At 58.3% G+C, this 18,808-nt stretch carries 20 protein-coding genes; 8 read left to right on the top strand and 12 right to left on the bottom strand.

The window, feature by feature from the left end; all coding sequences use genetic code 11:
• Positions 1–31: 31 nt before the first annotated feature.
• Positions 32–940, top strand: a complete 909-nt coding sequence (locus tag PspS49_RS07525) for a DMT family transporter (RefSeq protein ID WP_127926229.1) — start codon at positions 32–34, stop codon at positions 938–940.
• A gap of 121 nt (positions 941–1,061) precedes the next feature.
• Here PspS49_RS07525 and PspS49_RS07520 read toward each other — a convergent pair whose 3' ends face one another.
• Positions 1,062–1,925 carry a DMT family transporter gene (locus PspS49_RS07520; RefSeq protein ID WP_150749304.1) on the bottom strand — a complete coding sequence of 288 codons (864 nt, stop codon included), beginning with the start codon at positions 1,923–1,925 and terminating at the stop codon, positions 1,062–1,064.
• A 451-nt stretch (positions 1,926–2,376) separates the two neighbouring features.
• Here PspS49_RS07520 and PspS49_RS07515 point away from each other — a divergent pair, with 451 nt between their 5' ends.
• Both PspS49_RS07515 and PspS49_RS07510 read left to right on the top strand, forming a co-directional pair.
• Positions 2,377–2,904, top strand: a complete 528-nt coding sequence (locus PspS49_RS07515) for a hypothetical protein (protein ID WP_127926227.1) — start codon at positions 2,377–2,379, stop codon at positions 2,902–2,904.
• Positions 2,901–3,101: a hypothetical protein gene (locus PspS49_RS07510; protein WP_127926226.1), complete on the top strand. Its 201-nt coding sequence runs from the start codon at positions 2,901–2,903 to the stop codon at positions 3,099–3,101. Before PspS49_RS07515 ends, PspS49_RS07510 begins: the two co-directional genes overlap by 4 nt.
• Positions 3,102–3,160: 59 nt before the next feature.
• Here the strand turns inward: PspS49_RS07510 and PspS49_RS07505 are convergent, their stop codons facing one another.
• Positions 3,161–4,099 (bottom strand): aspartyl/asparaginyl beta-hydroxylase domain-containing protein, encoded by a 939-nt coding sequence (locus PspS49_RS07505; protein WP_160038696.1) that lies wholly within the window; start codon positions 4,097–4,099, stop codon positions 3,161–3,163.
• Between the two features lie 184 nt (positions 4,100–4,283).
• Positions 4,284–5,258, bottom strand: a complete 975-nt coding sequence (cysK, locus tag PspS49_RS07500) for a cysteine synthase A (protein ID WP_127926224.1) — start codon at positions 5,256–5,258, stop codon at positions 4,284–4,286.
• Positions 5,259–5,386: 128 nt separating this feature from the next.
• Between cysK and PspS49_RS07495 the strand changes: the two genes are divergently transcribed.
• Entirely contained in the window at positions 5,387–6,463 is a 1,077-nt protein-coding gene (locus PspS49_RS07495) for a DUF748 domain-containing protein (RefSeq protein WP_127926223.1), read from the top strand.
• Here PspS49_RS07495 and PspS49_RS07490 read toward each other — a convergent pair.
• Entirely contained in the window at positions 6,423–6,719 is a 297-nt protein-coding gene (locus PspS49_RS07490; RefSeq protein WP_238786332.1) for a DUF2442 domain-containing protein, read from the bottom strand. The two genes, PspS49_RS07495 and PspS49_RS07490, sit on opposite strands and share 41 nt — an antisense overlap.
• Positions 6,720–7,007: 288 nt before the next feature.
• Here PspS49_RS07490 and PspS49_RS07485 point away from each other — a divergent pair, with 288 nt between their 5' ends.
• Together PspS49_RS07485 and PspS49_RS07480 are read left to right on the top strand one after the other, a co-directional pair.
• Complete coding sequence (locus PspS49_RS07485; RefSeq protein WP_127926221.1) at positions 7,008–7,853, top strand: MoxR family ATPase; 846 nt, start codon at positions 7,008–7,010, stop codon at positions 7,851–7,853.
• A 12-nt stretch (positions 7,854–7,865) separates the two neighbouring features.
• Complete coding sequence (locus PspS49_RS07480) at positions 7,866–9,044, top strand: VWA domain-containing protein (protein ID WP_064388394.1); 1,179 nt, start codon at positions 7,866–7,868, stop codon at positions 9,042–9,044.
• A 41-nt stretch (positions 9,045–9,085) separates the two neighbouring features.
• Here the strand turns inward: PspS49_RS07480 and PspS49_RS07475 are convergent, their stop codons facing one another.
• From PspS49_RS07475 to PspS49_RS07455, 5 genes are all read right to left on the bottom strand, one after another.
• Entirely contained in the window at positions 9,086–9,628 is a 543-nt protein-coding gene (locus PspS49_RS07475) for a hypothetical protein (protein WP_127926220.1), read from the bottom strand.
• 118 nt (positions 9,629–9,746) lie between these two features.
• On the bottom strand, positions 9,747–10,664 hold the full coding sequence (locus PspS49_RS07470) for a biotin-dependent carboxyltransferase family protein (RefSeq protein WP_160038692.1): 918 nt from the start codon (positions 10,662–10,664) through the stop codon (positions 9,747–9,749).
• Positions 10,661–11,365: an allophanate hydrolase subunit 1 gene (locus tag PspS49_RS07465; RefSeq protein ID WP_150749308.1), complete on the bottom strand. Its 705-nt coding sequence runs from the start codon at positions 11,363–11,365 to the stop codon at positions 10,661–10,663. Before PspS49_RS07465 ends, PspS49_RS07470 begins: the two co-directional genes overlap by 4 nt.
• Positions 11,362–12,114, bottom strand: coding sequence for a 5-oxoprolinase subunit PxpA (locus tag PspS49_RS07460; protein ID WP_160038690.1), 753 nt, complete (start codon positions 12,112–12,114; stop codon positions 11,362–11,364). The genes PspS49_RS07465 and PspS49_RS07460 overlap by 4 nt, the downstream gene beginning before the upstream one ends.
• A 62-nt stretch (positions 12,115–12,176) precedes the next feature.
• The gene (locus PspS49_RS07455; RefSeq protein ID WP_127926216.1) at positions 12,177–13,463 is read right to left on the bottom strand and encodes an MFS transporter; all 1,287 of its coding nucleotides are present in this window, start codon (positions 13,461–13,463) and stop codon (positions 12,177–12,179) included.
• Positions 13,464–13,622: 159 nt separating this feature from the next.
• Here PspS49_RS07455 and PspS49_RS07450 point away from each other — a divergent pair, with 159 nt between their 5' ends.
• Positions 13,623–14,534, top strand: coding sequence for a LysR family transcriptional regulator (locus PspS49_RS07450; RefSeq protein WP_127926215.1), 912 nt, complete (start codon positions 13,623–13,625; stop codon positions 14,532–14,534).
• A gap of 109 nt (positions 14,535–14,643) precedes the next feature.
• On the opposite strand, the gene PspS49_RS07445 is transcribed toward PspS49_RS07450, so the two are convergent.
• The 3 genes from PspS49_RS07445 to PspS49_RS07435 are packed head-to-tail and all read right to left on the bottom strand — an operon-like array spanning position 14,644 to position 16,488.
• Entirely contained in the window at positions 14,644–15,186 is a 543-nt protein-coding gene (locus PspS49_RS07445; protein ID WP_034153178.1) for a DUF2937 family protein, read from the bottom strand.
• 12 nt (positions 15,187–15,198) lie between these two features.
• Positions 15,199–15,975, bottom strand: a complete 777-nt coding sequence (locus PspS49_RS07440) for a class II glutamine amidotransferase (RefSeq protein WP_007911322.1) — start codon at positions 15,973–15,975, stop codon at positions 15,199–15,201.
• A gap of 15 nt (positions 15,976–15,990) precedes the next feature.
• Positions 15,991–16,488 carry a hypothetical protein gene (locus PspS49_RS07435; protein WP_038358408.1) on the bottom strand — a complete coding sequence of 166 codons (498 nt, stop codon included), beginning with the start codon at positions 16,486–16,488 and terminating at the stop codon, positions 15,991–15,993.
• A 226-nt stretch (positions 16,489–16,714) separates the two neighbouring features.
• On the opposite strand from PspS49_RS07435, the gene PspS49_RS07430 reads away from it, so the two are divergent.
• Entirely contained in the window at positions 16,715–18,769 is a 2,055-nt protein-coding gene (locus tag PspS49_RS07430) for a S9 family peptidase (RefSeq protein WP_160038688.1), read from the top strand.
• Positions 18,770–18,808 lie beyond the last annotated feature (39 nt).

The raw sequence follows: 18,808 nt of genomic DNA, 5'->3' as shown, positions 1-18,808 counted from the left end.
CTCTCGTCCCGATCAAGGAAGGAGACCCGTCGTGAGCCCTGTCGATATTTTCCGTATGTTGTCGCTGGCGGCCATCTGGGGCGCAAGTTTTCTGTTCATGCGCATTATTGCGCCGGTGATTGGCACGATCCCGACCGGGTTCCTTCGCGTGTCGATTGCGGCTGCAGGTTTGCTGGTAATCCTCGGGCTGATGCGCGTGCGCTGGGATTTCAAAGGCAAACTGAAAACCGTGATGCTGCTGGGCGTGATCAACTCAGGCATTCCGGCGACACTGTACTCGGTCGCGGCCCAGGTATTGCCAGCCGGCTATTCGGCGATTTTCAATGCCACCACGCCGCTAATGGGCGTGCTGATTGGCGGGTTGTTCTTCAGTGAAAAACTCACCGCAGCCAAACTGGGCGGGGTGTTCCTCGGTCTGTTAGGCGTTGGCGTGCTGACCCGCGCCGGTCCCGTGGCATTTGACATGCAGCTGTTGATGGGCGCCCTCGCCTGCTTGCTGGCGACCACTTGTTATGGTTTTGCCGGTTTCCTCGCGCGGCGCTGGCTGGATCAGGCCGGTGGACTGGACAGCCGATTGTCGGCGCTGGGCAGCATGCTCGGTGCGACGTTGTTCCTGTTGCCGTTGTTCGGCTACAGCGTGATCACGTCACCGCCGGTCAGTTGGGGCGGCTGGAATGTCTGGCTGTCGCTGTTGGGCCTGGGTCTTGGCTGCACGGCGTTTGCCTACATCATTTACTTCCGCCTGCTCAGCTCGATCGGTCCGGTGAAGTCGATGACGGTGACCTTCATGATTCCGCCGTTCGGCGTGTTGTGGGGGGCGTTGTTGCTGGATGAGCCGTTATCGATGGCGCACATCTATGGCGGGGTGTTGATCGCGATTGCGCTGTGGCTGGTTTTGAAGCCGGCGGTGGTGAAACCGGCTGAGGTGCCGGCCCGATAAATTAGTGCTGTTGCCAAAAAGGCTATCGCGAGCAGGCTCACTCCTACAATTGGAATGCGTTCCCCTGTAGGAGTGAGCCTGCTCGCGATCGGCGGCCTAAAAGCCGCCACCTGATGATCTATTACCCCCTTTCACGAAACACAAATGCCAGACCGACCACAATTAACAACATCCCCAGCACACTCAACGCTGCCAGGCGATTGTCGAAAATCAGATAGTCCATCACCGCCGTCACCGCCGGCACCAGATAGAACAGACTGGTGACATTCACCAGATTGCCCCGCGCGATCAACCGATATAGCAACAACGTCGCCAGCACCGAAACCACCAGCCCCATCCACAAGACCGGCACGATAAAACCTGTGCTGTGTTCAAAATGGAACGGCTGAAACGGCACGAAGATCCCGCACAACAACAGCCCGGCCAGATACTGCACCGGCAGCGTGCCGAGGGGATTGTCGGTGATGCGTTTCTGCATGATCGAGCCCAGCGTCATGCTCGCCAGCGCCAGCAACCCGAACAGCATCCCCGCCCAGGACATCCCGGCCAGACCGATGCCCTGGTAAACCACCATGATCAGCCCCGCCAGCCCCAGCGCCAGACCGAACATCCGGCTGGCCGAGCGTTGCCGTTCCATCAAGACCACGGTGAGAATCGGCTGCACACCCATGATGGTCGCCATCACACCGGGGGTGACTTTGGTGTTGAGCGCCAATAGATAGAAAATCTGATAGGCCCCCAACAACACCACGCCCGTGGCGATCGCAAACAGCATTGGCCGCCCGCCCTTGGGCAACTTCAATTTGAGCAACGGCGCCAGCAACACCAGCCCGCACAAGGCAATCGCGAAGCGAATCAGCAGAAAGGCAAACGGGGAAGCATGGGCCAGACCCCATTTGGAGAAGATCGCCCCGCTGCTCCACAGCAGAACGAACAGGCTCGTGGACGCGGCCGCGAGCGCGGATTTTTTCGACAGGACAAACATGAATACCACCTGTAGTCAGGCAAGAAGCCAACTCAGCCGAAGCTGAAATTCAGTAGGTTTTTCTGGCGGGCGGCAGGACTCAGCAGACAGTGCTGATCAGCCCGAAACGCCAACGCCCGGCGGTGATACGACTGCGCACACCGGCGTGCTACTGACAGGTGGGGGGTAATGACTGATCTGCTTGGGCTGCTGATTCCCGCACGGCACCACGACAGCGTTGACCGCTGAATCGACTACCGCGTTGATGAGGGATGCAGGCATTGGCGCAGATCTTTTTTGAGAGTGTGGAAGGTGAGGCATACGACTCACGAGCGCCGACTATAACCAGCGTGGGACATGGATTGCAATGATTTGGACAAAGGGCCAGTAGCGACGGATCCATGAGAGCTGAATAGGCTGTTGAGCAACGGCTACACCTATCGATGGGGAGACATGGAATGCTCGAAATCATATGCCAAGGGAACGGAGTTATCTGCGCTATCAGTTGTATCGGTCAGAGGCGAGAAAGGCGGCTAGTATCACCACCAAGAAAATGCTTTTTCATGAGGGAGCAGACTTTTCGAAAGTACGCTTCGAAGCCATCGATGCTCAGGCAATGAGTGCTTTTGAGCTTTGGGATAACCCGCATTTTTCCTGGGGAGATGTCGCCACCTGGAAGACCCGAGAACCCTTGTCTCTGGATGTCGCGATCTGGTTTGAACAAGAGCTCTGCGGGCTGTGTTTTGTCATTCCAAACAATAGCCGTCAGCGAATTCGAATCGTGCGGCTAGAGGGAAGGCCAGGGGAAGCGCATCCACTTAAAAACCGTATCGCGGCGTTGGCGATGCTGGCCATTGACGAATTTGCCCAAATTATTGGCAGCAGATTGATTGAAGTTCAGGAGCCCATGCAAGGAGCCATTCCGAAATATAGACAGCTCGGCTTCACATTTGATTTGGATGGCCGGCTTGTGCTCGCAGTGGAGGGTAAAGTATTGTGAAAACTGTTCAATTAATGATCAGCGAGGGCAAAAAAATGCGTAAGGTTGTTAAACGAGCCCCCTCGAAAAAGGGATCACGCAAAGCCGATGAAAAGCTGGGGGATTTAGTGTTATCCACCAACCAGCAACGATTTCTGCAGGTTCTTGTCGATGGCATTGACGTAGATGAACCCAACGTTCTCGCTGGGCGGCGCTGATTCGCAGGCAATAAAAAACCGCTCACAAGGAGCGGTTTTTTATTGCCTGCGAATCAGCCTTAACCAAACAGCCAATACCCCAACAACGTCAACACCGCCACTGCCAGCACCGGCCGCATCACGCGGTAAGCCTTCGGATGACGGCGTTTCCACTGTTTGACCACGCCACTGAACTTGTCACTGAAGCTCTTGCTCCAGGCGTAGGCCTGATTGATCCCGCCAACGCGTTCATCGTCGAGGTTCTGCGGTGCGGTGGCACGGCCGAGCCAGGCGCTGATCGAGCGGTTGATGCGAGTCATCAGACGGTTGCTCAGCGGACGCTCGACGTCGCAGAACAGGATCACGCGGGTTTTGTCGGTTTCATTCTTGACCCAGTGCACGTAGGTCTCGTCGAACATCACATCTTCGCCGTCACGCCAGGCATAAACCTGACCATCAACAAAGATCCGGCAATCGTCGGAGTTTGGCGTCGACAGGCCGAGGTGATAGCGCAGCGAGCCGGCAAAAGGATCGCGATGCGGGTTCAAGTGGCTGCCACCCGGCAACAGCGCAAACATCGCGCCTTTGACGTTGGGAATTGCACTGACCAGCGCCACGGTTTTCGGACACAGGGTTTCGGCCGATGGCAGCGGTTTGTCGTACCACTTGAGGTAGAAACGCTTCCAGCCCTTCTTGAAGAACGAACCGAAACCGGCGTCGTTGTTCTTTTCCGCCGCGCGAATGTAGCCTTCATCGAACAGGTGCATGGCTTCGTCGCGAATGGTTTCCCAGTTATCACGCAGCACGTCCAGCTCCGGGAATTTGCTGCGATCCAGATAAGGCTTGGACGGTACGCCGGAGAACAGGTACATCAAGGCGTTGTACGGGGCGAACAGCGCCGAGTGGTTGACGAACTGACGCAGAACCGGCAAACGCGCCTTGCCGCGCAAATGCACATAGAGTGTGCTGCCCAAAAAGAGCAGCAGCACAAACGCCTTGGCGGCAAACGAAAAGGTCATCAACAACTCCTTGAATAAAGACAACGCTGCGCAATGCCTTTTACCCGGCATGGCAGCCGGCCATGATAAACACTACCGGCTTCGGGAAAAACCCGCCTGACACAAGATTCAGTGTTAAGAATTGCGCAACAAAGCATTTATTAGCATAACGATCCTGAACCCTGGCTGACCTGAATCAACTGGATTACTGCTGAGTCTCCTGCTCAGTGAACAGATCGCTGAACAACATGCTCGACAGATAACGTTCGCCCGAATCAGGCAAAATCACGACGATGGTCTTGCCTTGCATCTCTGGCGTCTCCGCCAGACGCACCGCTACCGCCATCGCTGCACCGCAGGAAATACCGCACAAAATCCCCTCTTCCTGCATCAACCGCAGCGCCATGGCCTTGGACTCGTCGTCGGTGACCTGCTCGACCCGGTCGACCATTGACAGATCCAGGTTCTTCGGCACGAAACCGGCGCCAATCCCCTGAATCTTGTGCGGGCTCGGCTTGATCTCTTCGCCGGCCAGCGCCTGGGTGATCACGGGTGACGACATCGGCTCCACCGCCACCGACAGGATCGGTTTGCCCTGGGTATTCTTGATATACCGCGAGACGCCGGTGATGGTTCCGCCAGTACCGACGCCAGCAACCAATACATCGACAGCACCGTCAGTGTCGTTCCAGATCTCCGGGCCGGTGGTCTTTTCATGGATGGCCGGGTTGGCCGGGTTATCGAACTGTGCCGGCATGAAATATTTGTCGGCATCGCTGGCGACGATTTCGGCCGCCTTCTCGATTGCGCCTTTCATGCCTTTGGCCGGCTCGGTCAACACCAGTTCGGCGCCCAGAGCCTTGAGAACCTTGCGGCGTTCGATGCTCATCGAGGCCGGCATGGTCAGCATCAATTTATAACCACGGGCAGCGGCAACAAATGCCAGGCCAATGCCCGTGTTACCCGACGTCGGCTCGACAATGGTCATGCCCGGTTTGAGTTTGCCGCTGCTTTCGGCGTCCCAGATCATGTTGGCGCCGATCCGGCACTTGACCGAATAACCGGGGTTGCGCCCCTCGATCTTGGCCAGAATGGTCACACCGCGCGGCGCGATGCGGTTGATCTGCACCAGCGGCGTATTACCGATGGAATGGGCGTTGTCAGCAAAAATACGGCTCATGGCTGGGTCCTTATGCAGCATTGAATTCAGCGTTCCAAGGTAAGCCTGTTGCCCATCGCAGTCCAGTCGGGTCGAACGTCTGGGGCCGCCAACAGTCAATCGCTTTGAATCGTTCGGGAATGACTGCCATGAAACGTCGCTACAGCTGGCCATTGTGGATTTTCGCGGGAATCGTTGTGCTGCTGCTCGCGCTGCACATCGCCCTGCCCTACATGGTGCGCGATTACCTGAACGACAAACTCGCGAACATGGGCGATTACCGGGGCCAGATCACTGATGTCGATCTGGCCCTATGGCGTGGCGCCTACAAGATCAATGGGCTGAAGATCGTCAAGGTCGACGGCAAGGTGCCGGTGCCTTTCGTCAATGCACCGCTGATCGATCTGGCAGTCAGTTGGCATTCTCTGTGGTACGACCATGCTGTGGTGGCGCAGGTGAAATTCGTCAAACCTGAGGTTAACTTCGTCGATGGCGGCGCCAACAAACAGAACTCGCAGACCGGTCAAGGCACCGACTGGCGCGAGCAACTGGGCAAATTGCTGCCGATCACCCTCGATGAAGTGCAGATCAGCGATGGCCGCATCAATTTCCGCAACTTCAATTCAAAACCGCCAGTGAACATGAACGCGACCAATGTCGACGCAAGCATCTACAACCTGACCAACGTGGTCGACAAACAGGGCAAACGCGACGCCCGCTTTGAAGGCAAAGCCCTGCTGCTGGGGCATGCACCGCTGGAAACCACCGCAACGTTCGACCCTCTGAGCAACTTCGAGGACTTCGAATTCCGCCTGCGCGCCAAAGACATCGAACTCAAGCGCATGAACGACTTCGCCTCGGCCTACGGCAAGTTCGACTTCAACGCCGGCCACGGTGACGTGGTGATCGAAGCCCAAGCCAAAAAGGCCCAGGTCAACGGTTACATCAAGCCGCTGCTGCGCGACGTCGAAGTGTTCAACTGGCAGCAGGACGTGGAAAACAAGAACAAGAGCATCTTCCGCTCGGTCTGGGAGGCATTGGTGGGCGGCACGGAAACCGTGCTGAAGAACCAGGCGAAAAACCAGTTCGCCACCAAGGTCGAACTCAGCGGCAACGTGCATCAGCAAAATATCAGCGCGTTCGAAGCGTTTTTGCAGATTTTGCGCAATGGTTTCGTACAGGCATTCAATGCCCGGTATGAGCGGCCGAAGCCGGATGCGGGTTAGGGCTCATTTCTGGAAAAGCATCCAGATATAGAGTATCGGCGCCAATCTGAATATCCGGGGCCGGCCATTCAACGGTCCAACCTTTATCGCCCCAGATGGCAGTCGCAAAGACTTGGGGATCAAGCAAGGGCTGCAACTGCTTACACGTTTGAATATCTCGACTCAAATCGAGTGTCAGCGCTCGACCATCAACAAAGTCCAGTGCAAGCCGGCAATCAGAGAGTGTAGTAACAGCCGCCAAGCGTGGTCGTTTCATGGATAGCATCAATTCAGCGCCTCCAGGCACATGGGGACTGCTTCGCAGCCCAGCGGGAGCAAGCTCCCTCGCCACAGATTCAGTGGACATCCTGAAGGCTATCGTCAAATCAACGAGGCCTGAATACCGGCCATCGGCCGAGACTGAGTCAACATGTGACGCCCCATTCAGAGACTGAATAAGCCGTCTGCGTTCACAGTCGACCGGGCTGCGCGTTATAGTCGGGCATCCGATTATTTCGCCCCCGCCCTGCCCGTCAGGTCGGCGTTACCGTTCGAGGATTAGCAGATGAAGTTCGAAGGCACCCAGGCCTACGTCGCCACCGATGACCTGAAGCTGGCGGTCAACGCCGCCATCACCCTGGAGCGGCCGCTGCTGGTCAAGGGCGAGCCGGGCACCGGCAAGACCATGCTCGCCGAGCAACTGGCCGAATCGTTCGGCGCCAAGTTGATCACCTGGCACATCAAATCCACCACCAAGGCCCATCAGGGTCTGTACGAATACGATGCGGTCAGCCGTCTGCGCGACTCGCAACTGGGCAATGAAAAAGTCCACGACGTGCGCAACTACTTGAAGAAAGGCAAGCTCTGGGAGGCTTTCGAGTCTGAAGAGCGGGTCATTCTGCTGATCGACGAGATCGACAAGGCTGACATCGAGTTCCCCAACGACTTGCTGCAAGAACTCGACAAGATGGAGTTCTACGTTTACGAGATCGACGAGACCATCAAGGCGAAAAAACGCCCGATCATCATCATTACTTCGAACAACGAAAAAGAGCTGCCGGACGCTTTCCTGCGCCGTTGCTTCTTCCACTACATCGCCTTCCCGGATCGCCCGACCCTGCAAAGAATCGTCGACGTGCACTACCCGGACATCAAGAAAGATCTGGTCAGCGAAGCGCTGGACGTGTTCTTCGATGTGCGCAAGGTGCCGGGCCTGAAGAAGAAGCCGTCGACCTCGGAACTGGTTGACTGGCTGAAACTGCTGATGGCCGACAACATCGGCGAAGCGGTGCTGCGCGAGCGCGATCCGACCAAAGCCATTCCGCCGCTGGCCGGCGCGTTGGTGAAGAACGAACAGGACGTGCAACTGCTTGAGCGCCTGGCGTTCATGAGCCGTCGCGGCACCCGCTAAGAGGCTGATGCCATGTTGCTCAACCTGTTCAATGAAATGCGAGCAGCCAAGGTGCCGGTGTCGGTGCGCGAGTTGCTCGACCTGATCAACGCGCTGAAACAGCGCGTGACCTTCGCCGACATGGACGAGTTTTACTACTTGTCGCGGGCGATTCTGGTCAAGGACGAACGCCATTTCGACAAGTTCGACCGTGCGTTCGGCGCCTACTTCAATGGCCTGGAAAAACTCGATGATCACTTGCAGGCGCTGATTCCCGAAGACTGGCTGCGCAAGGAGTTCGAGCGCTCGCTGACGGATGAGGAACGTGCGCAGATCCAGTCCCTCGGTGGCCTGGACAAGCTGATTGAAGAGTTCAAGAAGCGTCTGGAAGAACAGAAGGAACGCCATGCCGGCGGCAACAAGTGGATCGGCACCGGCGGCACCAGCCCGTTCGGTTCCGGCGGCTTCAACCCGGAAGGCATTCGGGTCGGCGATGCCGGCAAGCGTCAGGGTAAAGCGGTAAAAGTCTGGGATCAGCGCGAGTACAAGAACCTCGATGACTCGGTGGAACTGGGCACGCGCAATATCAAAGTCGCCCTGCGCCGACTGCGCAAATTCGCCCGCCAAGGCGCGGCAGAAGAGCTGGACATCGACGGCACCATCGACCACACCGCCAAGGACGCCGGTCTGCTGAACATCCAGATGCGCCCCGAGCGCCGCAACACGGTGAAGCTGTTGTTGCTGTTCGACATCGGCGGTTCGATGGACGCGCACGTGAAGATCTGCGAAGAACTGTTCTCGGCCTGCAAGACCGAGTTCAAACATCTGGAGTACTTCTACTTCCACAACTTCGTTTACGAATCGGTGTGGAAGAACAATATGCGCCGCACGTCGGAGCGCACTTCGACTCAGGATCTGCTGCACAAGTACGGCGCCGACTACAAAGTGATCTTCATCGGTGACGCCGCCATGGCACCTTATGAAATCACTCAGGCCGGCGGCAGTGTCGAGCACTGGAACGAAGAGCCGGGTTACGTGTGGATGCAGCGCTTTATGGAGAAGTACAAGAAGCTCATCTGGATCAACCCGTACCCGAAAGACACTTGGGGCTATACCTCATCGACCAATATCGTGCGGGATCTGATCGAGGATCAGATGTATCCGTTGACGTTGCGCGGGCTTGAGGAAGGGATGCGGTTTTTGTCCAAATGACAGCCGGATTGTTCCCACGCGGTGCGTGGGAACAATCAAATTTACCAGCCCAATTGAATGTAGGACTTGCAAAGCCTGTCCATGAAGCTCCTGTCTTCTGTTTCGCAAATGGGCGGAGGTTGCACACCTCGCCTTTTTGCCAACAAATCAGTTTTTATTCTCTCCTGAGCTTCCAGCTTTCGCCGGCTTTTTCTTTCCAGGTCGGTTTCCGGGCGGTGCAACACTTCATGTTTCAGTTTGCCGTCTTCTGCAAAAAAGCGAAACGTGACACCTGTAGCAGTGCCCTCTGCAGTGTGTCCCTCGGCAATCAGCACCATGGATTTACCGTTTGGATTTCCACTGTGATGCCGGTCAAAACTGCGCTTGATATCGAGATTTGCCTTGGATATGAACGGCTCGATCAAACTCGCGAGCCCTTCGAATCCGATCTTGTCAGTGCTCGTTTTTTGCAGGTTGCCGAAACGATCCATCTTCGCTTGGTAAACGGCATCGTTTACGCCGGACTCATAGAACTCGACGATACGGCTTTCGACACTGGCTGTCCCTTCAACGCTAACTTGACCACTTACTTTCATATAACGCATCTGCAACTTCCTTGTAAAAGATGAAGACCGATAGTTCCACACTCCATCGCCAAGTGATGTAGGGCGACTTACCAAACCTCGCGGAATCGTCTCGGTCTTCAGTCCGAATGACGGACAATTACAAGTAGGACTTCAGATAGTTGAGATGAGTTTGCCATGCATGCTCTTGCATGACTGGCGTGAACCGCACCCTGTCACCCGGGAGACATTGCGCCAGCCTCGCCAGCGCCAAGGGTGTCAGCGCCCCCAAGCGTGGATAACCACCAATGGTCTGACGATCATTGAGCAACACGATCGGTTGCCCGTCCGGCGGCACCTGCACCGCCCCGAGTGGAATGCCTTCGGAAATCATCGGTTGCCCCTGATAGTGCAAGGCGCTGCCCAACAAGCGAATGCCCATGCGATCTGCGCGACTGTCCACAGCCCAGGTCGTGTTGAACACATCAAACAGGCTCTGCCCGCTGAACTGGCCGATCTGTGCGCCGAGTACCAGATCCAGCGGTGCATTCGCTTTCAAATCAGGCCGTAACGCCAAAGGCACTTCGCGAAGCAACACCGCTTCACCGCGATAACTCAGCGCCGCCCCTTTGGCCAGCGGCAACCCCATGCCATCAAGACCACCGAGTTCCTCACGCAGCACCGTCGCACGGCTGCCCAACACCTTCGGTGCATCAAAACCGCCGGGCGCTGCCAGATAAGCCCGGGCACCGAGCAACGGTTGCGTGAACAGCAACTTCTGTCCTTTACCCAACTTGAAACTGCGCCACGGCGCCAGCGGTTGACCATCAATCTGCGCCCCAAGATCAGCTCCGGCCAGCGCCAGCAAACAATCCTCTGCAGCGACGACGGCAAACCCGCCGAGGGTGATTTCGATCACCGTTGCATCGAGGTTATTGCCGAGCAACCAGTTGGCCCAGCTCATCGAACACCAATCCGCCGCACCGCCCTGGGTGACGCCCAGGTGTCGCACGCCAAACCGTCCCGCGTCCTGCAACAGGCACAACGGGGTACTGGCTTCAATCGTCAGTCGGCTCATGCCCGCGCCTCCAGTGGCGTGTCATCGCCACCCAGATTGATGAATTCAGCGTGACTGACCGCTTCGAATCGCACCGTGTCGCCGGGTTGCATCAGGCTGTAGCCATCACGATGACGGTCGAACAATTTCGCTGGCGTGCGACCGATCAGGTTCCAGCCACCGGGGGACACCACCGGGTAGGCCGCCGTTTGCCGTTCGGCAATCCCGACGCTGCCGGCAGCGACTTTTTTGCGTGGGGTATTCAAGCGCGGTGCAGCGAGAATCTCTTCGACCAGCCCCATAAAGGCGAAACCCGGCGCGAAACCAAGGGCAAATACCTGATATTCGCGGCCGCTGTGACGACGAATCACCTCCTCCAGCGCCAAGCCACTGCGCTCGGCGAGCAAGCTCAGTTCCGGCCCGACGCTCAAGTCATACCAGACCGGCAGCACATGGCACTGGCCAGCCTTTCGCGCATTGGGCGACAAATCAATCAGCGCCTCGGCGATCAATTCCCGCGCCTGACTCGGACTCAGTGCAGTCAAATCGTAATGCACCATCAGTGTCGTATAGGAAGGCACCAGATCGATCAATTGCTCGCCGAATAACGCACGCAAACGCTCACTGGCAGCGAGCATCCACGGCATGTTGGCTTCGGCGATTTCATCGAACAGACGCAGCATCAGGCAATCCAGTGCCACCACTTCAATCCTTGGGTTCATGGCGCGCTCTGCTGATTCAAGGCTTCGCGAATGCGTTGCACGGCGGCCACCGAACTGGCGTTGTCGCCATGCACGCAAAGGGTGTTGGCATGCAGGCGCAAGGCGCTGCCGTCGCTGGCACTGAGGTTGTCGCCACGGGCAATGGTCAGGGCTTGCTCAATGATTTTTTCCGGGTCGTGATGCACCGCGCCCGGCAATTGTCGTGAAACCAGTTTGCCGGCGCTGTCGTAGGCGCGATCGGCGAAGGCTTCAAACCAAAGGGTGACGCCATATTCATAGCCAATCTGCTGCGCGGCGGAGTTGTCGCGGGTGGCCATCAACATCAGCGGCAGGCCGCGGTCATAAGCGGCCACCGCCTGAATCACGGCACGCAATTGCGCCGGGTTGGCCATCATGTCGTTGTACATCGCGCCGTGGGGCTTGACGTAACTGACACGACCGCCCTGGGCTTTGCAGATGCCATCAAGGGCGCCGATCTGATAATGCAGGATGTCTTGCAGTTCTTGCGCCGAATACGCCATGGAGCGGCGGCCAAAACCGACCAGATCCTGATAGGCCGGGTGTGCGCCGATCTGCACGCCGTGGCTCAATGCCAGGCTGACGGTCTTGCGCATGATGCACGGGTCACCGGCGTGGAAACCACAAGCCACGTTGGCACAATCAATGAAGGGCATGACCTCGGCATCCAGACCCATGGTCCAGCTGCCGAAGCTCTCGCCAATGTCGCAATTCAATAGCAGGCGGCTCACGGTGAACACTCCTGTAGGTGCTTGTCTTTTTATCTGTAGGACTGTGCTGCGCAGGTTATCAGTTACTGCGCATCGAGTTGCTTGCCGCGGGTTTCCGGCAGGCTCAACGCCGCAATAATCACCACGCCGTAGGACACCGCCGCAAACGCACCAATGCCGACGCTCAACGGTACTTTCTGGCTGAGCAAACCGATCAGGAGCGGAAACAATGCCGCCAGCGCCCGACCGATGTTGTAGCAAAAGCCCTGCCCCGAACCGCGAATCCGCGTGGGGAACAGCTCAGTGAGAAACGCGCCCATGCCGCTGAAAATCCCCGAGGCGAAGAAACCCAACGGGAAGCCCAGCCACAGCATCACGCCGTTGCTCACCGGCAACTGCGTATAGAGCAGAACGATGGTGAACGAGCCGACCGCGAAGAGGATGAAGTTCTTTTTCCGACCCAGCAGGTCAGTCAGGTAAGCGCTGATCACATAGCCGACATAGGAACCGACAATCACCATCGCCAGATAACCGCCCGTGCCGAGTACGCTCAAACCGCGCTCGTTTTTGAGGAAGGTCGGCAGCCAGGAAGTAATCGCGTAGTAGCCGCCCAGAGCACCCGTGGTCAGCAGTGATGCGCGGATTGTGGTGAACAGCATGCCGGGGGCGAAGATCTCGTAGAACTTCGACTGAGTCTCCGGCGTTTGTTGAGCTTTGGCCTCGCGGTAGATCTCCGGATCTTTTACCAGGCGACGGACGAAAATCACAAAAATCGCCGGCACGATGCCAAGGATGAACAGCGCGCGCCAAGCGTCTTCCGGCGGCAGCACCGAGAACAGCAGCGCGTACAAAATCGCCGTCAGCCCCCAGCCCAGCGCCCATCCCGATTGCACCATGCCCACTGCTTTGCCGCGATCCTTGGCGCGGATTACTTCGCCAATCAGCACCGCACCGGCGGTCCATTCGCCGCCGAAACCGAAGCCCATCAAGGTCCGGGCAATCAGCAGTTGTTCGTAGTTCTGCGCGAAGCCGCAGAGGAAGGTGAAGAAGGCGAACCACAGCACCGTCAATTGCAGGGTGCGCACGCGACCGATGCGGTCAGAGAGAATCCCGGCGACCCAGCCGCCGATGGCCGAGGCGATCAAGGTGCTGGTGTGAATCAGCCCCGCTTCGCCGGTGGTAATGCCCCACATTGCAATCAATGTCGGCACGACGAAGCTGAGCATCTGCGTGTCCATGCCGTCCAGACCGTAGCCGATCTTGCAGCTCCAGAACGTGCGGCGCTCCTGCTGGTTGATGTTGCGATACCAGTCGAACGGCCCCGGACGCGCCGTTGCCGTGGATGCTTGTAGGGTGTCGGGCGCACTCATGGCTTATCTCCGCAGGTTTTTTATTGGTCTTGTTCGTAGCCCCGACGACGCCTATCGTGGGAACCGGATGCGTCGATTTTTTGTCGCGCGGCCCTGCTGCGTCCAACGAATAAAACCCCGCCTTAGCCATAAGAAAAATTTGTCACCCGAGCCTTGCCCATGAATCTGAAGTTTCTCGAGACCTTTGTCTGGGTCGCCCGACTGAAGAGTTTTCGCCTGACCGCCGACAAGCTGTTCACCACTCAGGCGTCGATTTCCAGCCGCATTGCGGTGCTGGAGGGCGAGCTGGGGGTGAAGCTGTTTTTGCGTGATTCACGCGGGGTCAGCCTGACGCCCGAAGGGTTGAAAGTGCTGGAGTACGCCGAGCAGATGCTCGACACGATGTCGGCACTGAAGCAATCGATCGAAACCCGCTCAAGCAAGGTTGGCCGGGTGCGCATTGGCGTGATGGACACGGTAATCCACACCTGGCTCAGCCCGCTGGTGGCGCAGATGACCGATCTGTATCCACGGGTGGAAATCGAGCTGGTGGCGGATACCTCGCTGAATCTCTGCGATCAGCTGCAAAAAGGCTTCCTCGACATCGTTCTGCAAACTGACCTGGTGCGCCATGAAAGCGTACGCAGTCTGGAGCTGGCCAGTCATCCACTGGGCTGGATTGTCGCCAGTAATTCGATCTACAACCGTGACTACGCCGACCTTGCCGAACTGGCGCAGGAACGCATCATCACCTACTCGAAAAACTCCCGACCGCATCAGGATCTTCTGGCGCTGATGCAGGCGAACGGCGTAATGGCGCCACGTTTGAATTGCGTGAATTCGGTGTCGGCGATCACGCGGTTGTTACGCGATGGATTTGGCATTGGTGTGCTGCCACCGGTGCTGGTGGCTGAGGAATTGGCGCGGGGGGAGTTGACCTTGCTGGCGGTTGATCAACGGCCACCGAACTTGCAGGTGGTGGTGTCGTGGCGGGTGGGCGTTGAGTGGGTCGAGGAGATTGTGACGTTGTGTCAGCAGGTGCTGGAGGGATATGCGATCAAGGTGGGCAAGGACTACATCGCTTTAAGTTGATCGTTCCTACGCTCCGCGTGGGAATGCAGCCCGGGACGCTCCGCGTCCCTCGAAAGCCGAACGCAGAGCGTCCGTTGAGGCATTCCCACGCAGAGCGTGGGAACGATCATCAGAGACCGCGCACGTCGCGGTCTTCGATCGGCCGGCTCTGGCGCAGGCGTCGACCGCCGAGAACAACCCAATCGATCAAGCGGAACAGGCATTCAATGCCGAACGACAGCAGCAACGCACCGCTCATGCCCCAGATCATCGCTTCCGGAGTCAGCAGGATCTGGTAGCTGTATCCGTTCCAGGTTTCCTTGCGGATATCCGGATCGGCGGCCAGCACCACTTGCAGGAAGCGGATGTACCACGGGCCTTGCATCGCCTGGAACTGCTTGTCCAATGCCACCTGACGCGTGAGCAAGGTGTTCAGACTGTCGGCGTCGCTGCGGAAGATCGGATCTTCACTGGCGCGGTAATGCGCGACCAGCGCCTGCATATCGCCCTTGAAGAACTGCTCGGCAGTCCCTTGAAAACCGCGCAAACCGGTCTGCGCTTCGATCAGATGCGCCTCGACCCGCTTCGCGTAATCATTGATGAATCCCGGCACCTGGACACCGATCAACAGGCCCGCCGCAAACAACACCAGCCGTACATAACTGAGCAACATCGGGGTAGATCCTTATTCGGTCTTGCCCTGGCTGACGCATTCGCCGCGTCGCCACAGGCTCCATTGGCCCGGTTCGTAGCGGGTCCAGGTTTCATTTTCGGTCAAAGGTTCGGTGGCGATCACCGTGACCACGTCGTTGGGCGTGGTCTCCGCCTGGAAATCGACGATGACATCGACATCCTTCAACCGCGCCGGGCCGAACGGTGCGCGTCGGGTGATCTGCGCCAGTTTGGTCGAGCAATAGCAGAACAGCCAGTCGCCATCGCTGAGCAGGCAGTTGAACACGCCTTTGCTGCGGTATTCGGCGCACGCGGCGACCAGATCCGGCAGCAATTCTTCTATATCGACCGGCTCCGGGAATGCTGCACGCACGCGGTTGAGCAAATCGCAGAACGCCGCCTCGCTGTCGGTATCGCCGACCGGGCGGTAGAAACTTTTGATCGGGGTGAAATCGGCGAGCTGGCCGTTATGCGCGAAACACCAGTTGCGCCCCCACAGTTCGCGGACGAACGGATGGGTGTTGGACAGGCAGACCTTGCCGACGTTGGCCTGGCGGATGTGGCCGATGACCACTTCGCTCTTGATCGGATAGCGCTGTACCAGATTGGCGACTTCCGATTCGCAACTCGCCGCCGGGTCCTGAAACAGGCGCAGGCCACGGCCTTCATAGAACGCGATGCCCCAGCCGTCGCGGTGCGGGCCGGTGCGGCCGCCGCGCTGCATCAGCCCGGTGAAGCTGAACACGATATCGGTCGGCACGTTGGCACTCATGCCCAGTAATTCACACATGTGCGGACTCTCGGGTTACAGGCGCGGCTCGACCCGCATGCGCTGCGGATTGTTCGGCACTGGCGGGCGACCGTAACGGTCATCACCGGCGCCGCCGAACGGTTGATCGTCATCGCGGTCATCGGCACGCGCGGCGGCCTTGGCGGCTTCGGCCTGTTCCCGGCGCGCCTTCGAAGCACGTTCGAGCGGGAAGCGGATCAGCACGAAAATCAGGTAGATGCCGAAAGCGATCATGCCGTACATGAACAGATCGGAGACTGCACGCCAGGCGTTGTTGCCAACCTTGAAGGCCAGATCCAGCGCGGTGATGGCAATGGCCGGCGCGACCTTTTCCTTGACCGGGTCAATGATGGTCGGGCTGAACAGCAACACCGCCATCAACACACGCAGCGGCTCGCGCAACCAGCGCCACATCCAGGTAGTCAGGCGCATCCATACCAACAGGCAGCCCACAGCGGCAAAGGCGTAGAGGCCCCAGGCGATCAGATAGTCGTTCTCGGTCATGGTGTCCATGGCAAGGCAGGCAAAGAGGCGCTTATAGTAACGACTTTTCGCCCGTGCGGCTTGTCCCAATAGACATGCGACCTGTAGGAGTGAGCCTGCTCGCGATGACGGACAGCCTGACAACATTGATGTTGAATGTGTCGGCCTTATCGCGAGCAGGCTCACTCCTACAGGGTCTGCGACGGTTTCAAGCGCTGCGAAAACCCTTATTCCGTACATTGTCCGAGAACCTTCCATGCCCCAATCCGCCAACGTCATCAGTGCCCCGATCGCCCACAAGGCTGCCGGTGCCGACCCGTATGCCTGGCTGCAGGAGCGCGACACCGACGCGGTGCTCGATTACCTCAAGGCCGAAAACGCCTGGCAGGAAGCGCAAACCGCCGATCAGGCCGAATTGCGTGAAACCCTGTTCGAAGAGATCAAGGGCCGAATCCTCGAAACCGACCTGTCCCTGCCTTCGCCCTGGGGCCCGTATCTGTATTACACGCGCACCACGGCGGGCGACGAGTACGCCCGGCATTACCGCTGCCCACGCCCGGCAGACGACAGCCTGACCCTCGACGAAAGCCGCGAACAACTGCTGCTCGACCCGAATGTACTGGCCAACGGCGGGTTCTTCTCGCTGGGTGCGTTCAGCATCAGCCCGGACCATCAACGTCTGGCCTACAGCGTCGACGCCTCGGGCGATGAGATTTACACGCTGTTCGTCAAGGAACTGTCCAACGACAAGGTCAGCGAACTGGAGTTCGAAGACTGCGACGGCAGCATGACCTGGGCCAATGACAGCCTGACCCTGTTTTTCGGCGTGCTCGACGACACCCATCGTCCACACAAACTGTTCCGTTATCGCCTCGACGGTACGGCTGCCGAAGAGGTGTTCCACGAGCCGGACGGGCGTTTTTTCCTGCATTGCTACCGTTCCAGTTCCGAGCAGCAATTGCTGCTGTCGCTGGGCAGCAAGACCACCAGCGAAGTCTGGGCGCTCGACGCCAATCAGCCGCACCTGCCCTTCACCTGCCTGGCGCCACGGGTCGAGGATCATGAATACGATGTCGATCACGGCCTGCTCGATGGGGTGTGGACGTGGTTTATCCGCAGCAATCGTGACGGCATCAACTACGCCCTGTATCAGGCCCCGGACACCGGCACCGCGCCGACCGAGGCCGACTGGCAAAACCTGATCCCCCACAGCGACACCGTGATGCTCGATGGCGTCAGCCTCAACACCGAGGCCATGACCCTGAGTCTGCGCGAGGGTGGCCTGCCGATCATCGAAGTTCACCCACACGGTCTGCCGCCTTATCGCGTGCAATTGCCGGACGCGGCCTACAGCCTCTATGTGCAAAACAGCCTGGAGTTCGAGAGCGACCGCATTCGTCTGCGCTACGAGGCGTTGAACCGTCCGGCACAGGTTCGCCAACTGATCCTCGCCAGCGGCGAACAGGCGGTGTTGAAAGAAACTCCGGTACTCGGTCCGTTCGACGCCGACGCTTACGTCAGCCAGCGCCTGTGGGCGACGGCGCCGGACGGCACGCAAGTGCCGATCAGTCTGGTGATGAAGCGCGAAATGGTCGGCCAAGCGGTGCCGCTCTATCTTTATGGTTACGGCGCTTACGGTTCGAGCCTTGATCCGTGGTTCTCCCACGCCCGCCTGAGCCTTCTGGATCGTGGCATGGCCTTCGCCATTGCTCACGTGCGTGGCGGCGGTGAATTGGGCGAGGCCTGGTATCGCGCCGGCAAGCAGGAACACAAGCACAACACCTTCAGCGATTTTATCGCCTGCGCCGAATTCCTGATCCTCAACGGCATTACCACGGCAGAAAAACTGGCGATCAGCGGTGGCAGCGCCGGTGGTTTGCTGATTGGTGCGGTGCTCAACCAGCGCCCGGATCTGTTCGGCGTGGCGATTGCCGAAGTGCCGTTCGTCGACGTGCTCAACACCATGCTCGATCCGGATCTGCCACTGACCGTCACCGAATACGACGAATGGGGCAATCCCGAAGAGCCGCAGGTTTACGAGCGGATCAAGGCTTACGCGCCGTACGAAAACGTCAGCGCGCAGGATTATCCAGCGACGCTGGTGATTGCCGGCTACAACGACAGCCGCGTGCAGTATTGGGAAGCGGCCAAGTGGGTGGCGAAATTGCGCGCTACCAAGACCGACGACAACGTGCTGTTGCTCAAGACTGAACTGGGCGCCGGGCATGGCGGGATGAGCGGGCGTTATCAGGGATTACGTGACGTAGCACTCGAATACGCATTTGTTTTCAAGGTTTTGGGTCTGGCCTGAGGAACTCCGTCGGTCACTTGGGTCTTAATTCCAGACCCG

The organism is Pseudomonas sp. S49 (assembly GCF_009866785.1).
GTDB lineage: Bacteria > Pseudomonadota > Gammaproteobacteria > Pseudomonadales > Pseudomonadaceae > Aquipseudomonas.
The sequence above is the reverse complement of the archived record's forward strand: the minus strand, read 5'-3'. Positions and strand labels throughout refer to the sequence as shown.